Source organism: Shewanella sp. 1180_01 (assembly GCF_052850535.1).
Genome location: NZ_VXCT01000117.1, coordinates 1 through 2,425 on the forward strand (window position 1 = coordinate 1; position 2,425 = coordinate 2,425).

Here is a 2,425-nt window from a genome sequence, read left to right on the forward strand (position 1 = left end):
GTTAACGGGTACGCTTTCCTACTGCAAAGATGAGACAGGCATAACTCTTTTGGGATTAACAGCCGATACCAGAATCATAGAAGTTCCCCCTCCCCTCAGTAATTTAACGAGCCACACATTGTTAAATTTTATAAAAGTTGTAGCGGCCAAAGATGGGGCAGGCATAACTCTTTTGTATCTAACAACAGACACCGAGACTACAGAAGTTCACCCTCCCCTGCGAAGTTGCCGCGTGGCGTTGAAGACTCTTTATTGAAAGAATGGCGTGTGGCGCAGACAGGACGTCTGCGTAGCTTTCGGGGGGAAGGGACGCCCCATCGGAAGCGTTAGCGATTTTCGAATAAGCACGAAGCCCTGCTTTATAAATAGAGAGTCAATGCATGTAACTTCGCTAGGGACGTCTTGGCTGCTTGTGAAAACAATAGCAAGGAGGATAGGATGAGCAGTCCTCCTAGATCAAGTGTGGGGTGAAGCCCCACGACTTTAATTTTGCCTTTAAAAGCAATCAAGAATTATGGGATATACCCAACTCTCTATGGATTAACAAATAAAGCCAAGGGATAGTATTTCACTCCCCCCTGCGAAATTACCGCAGGGTCATAAGCTGTAGCTGTAGCTAGAGCTACACTTCCACATCCCTGACATCGGCGGCAAAACTAAAGTAACGATCACATCTCGCCAGCAACTGCGCTTTGTAATGAGCCACAAATGATGCTTCATCTTCATCAAGGGGCGGGAGCATTGAAATCACACCATCTATTGCCTGCGGTATTCTTCGCGCTATTGTCGTTAAGTTACTGATTAATAAATTTCTTGGTAAACCTAAGCCATCAATAAATGCAGCCAATTGATACGCGTAAATGCTATTTGGATCAAATTCGTCATCAATTGCCATCGCAAGCTGTTGTTCAAAATCCTCATACATAGCCACGCTGACCAAATCGTACCAAGGGGTTGGCTCCATTCCGCTTGGCGTCATAAAAAATGAGTAGTTTTTACCGTGTGCATCGGCATTGCCGGTCAGTAAATTGAATAGCGCCCACTGCAACATATCCTGCTTAGCGGCCACTGGATTACGGCATTTTGCTGCGAGACTAAAGAGCCTGTTAAAACTTACCCCTTCACGAATATCTTTAACATCACGCCCTGAACCAAAATTACGTTCATATTTTTTGCTAACACTAAAACCAAGAGCTTGGCAGCTATCGACAATATGTCTTCTTAATACCTTTTGCGCATTTGGTATATAACGTCGGTCAAAGCGTTCGACACAGAGTACTTTGTAATCTCCAAAATGAACGATATCAACATTAGCCACATTCATTCCAATCGCCTTGGCTAAGCGCATCGTCATAAATTCATTGAGCACTAAATGGCGATATTTTTCGAATTTAACAATATGGGTAGATGACAGTGCGCCTTCGGCAAATGCAAATTCTTCACCGTTATAAAACAGGTTTAATTTAGGTTGTACACCCGCTACCGACAGTCGAGGTTTGCCGTCCCAAATTTCCATCGGCCACATTGTGGGATCTTCAATTCGCTGAATAACTTCTTCAGCCTTAATTGGCCGTAATTGTGTTTCAGGCAGCAAAGTCCCTTTAGGAACAAAAGCAACAGCACCTGCAGTATCGAGACCAATGGCGCGGATCAAGGCAAAGGTATTTCCCTTGGAGACGCCAAGGGATTCAATTAGATAATCTAATCCTTTGTTTTCCGGTAATAAGTTAACCAAAAACATCGATATCTGACTGCTACTTCCTGTGCCATCTAAGGGAATTGTTGGGGATAGTGGGAATCCACTTTGTTGCCAGTCTTTGGTGTAATGTACGGCAAAGGTGTCGGTCGTCGCATCAAAGGATAGCTCCCCGATCATTAAATCACCGAGGTGCATCTCTAACGTGAGCTTTTTGGAAGTACTCATGGGTTAATACCAGCCGTTAGTTTCGGTGTCGCTGGTTTGAGCCGCAACGATATCAATCCCCAGACCATCTAGGATTTTGAATACGGTTGAGATATAAACATCCTCACCTTTTTCAACTCGGATCAGCGTTTTTTTGGTTACGCCGCACAGCATGGCCGCCACGTCTTGAGTAAGAGCAGCACTTTTCCTTCGTTCTTTAATTAACAAGCCGAGGGATTGTTGATTTAGCGGTGATGCCATCATCATCTCCAAAAGTGTAACTTCATACACCTTAGCCCTAAAACCAGCCCCATTCAATCTAAAAGTGTATATAAGTACACTTTTTTATTGTTGAAAATGACAAGTCAACCAGAAGTGTACGATGTTACACTTTAACGGTCATTTCAGTGCTTAAATCTCAAAAAGTGTAGATAAGTACACCTAGCTTGAAAAACGCCGCTTCCCCAAATTGCCAGAGCAAAAAAACAAAAAAATCAAAGAGATGATAGGCATAGCTCTTCA

General features: G+C 43.5%; 3 protein-coding genes. 1 reads left to right on the top strand and 2 read right to left on the bottom strand.

Annotated features, from left to right (window positions below; genetic code table 11):
• Positions 1-256 (top strand): hypothetical protein (locus FW758_RS24280; RefSeq protein WP_446446798.1); only part of this gene is annotated, 256 nt, incomplete at its 5' end.
• A gap of 366 nt (positions 257-622) precedes the next feature.
• Here the strand turns inward: FW758_RS24280 and FW758_RS24285 are convergent.
• On the bottom strand, positions 623-1,924 hold the full coding sequence (locus FW758_RS24285; RefSeq protein WP_446446799.1) for a HipA domain-containing protein: 1,302 nt from the start codon (positions 1,922-1,924) through the stop codon (positions 623-625).
• 3 nt (positions 1,925-1,927) lie between these two features.
• Positions 1,928-2,164: a helix-turn-helix domain-containing protein gene (gene hipB / locus FW758_RS24290; protein WP_220591948.1), complete on the bottom strand. Its 237-nt coding sequence runs from the start codon at positions 2,162-2,164 to the stop codon at positions 1,928-1,930.
• Between the last annotated feature and the right edge of the window lie 261 nt (positions 2,165-2,425).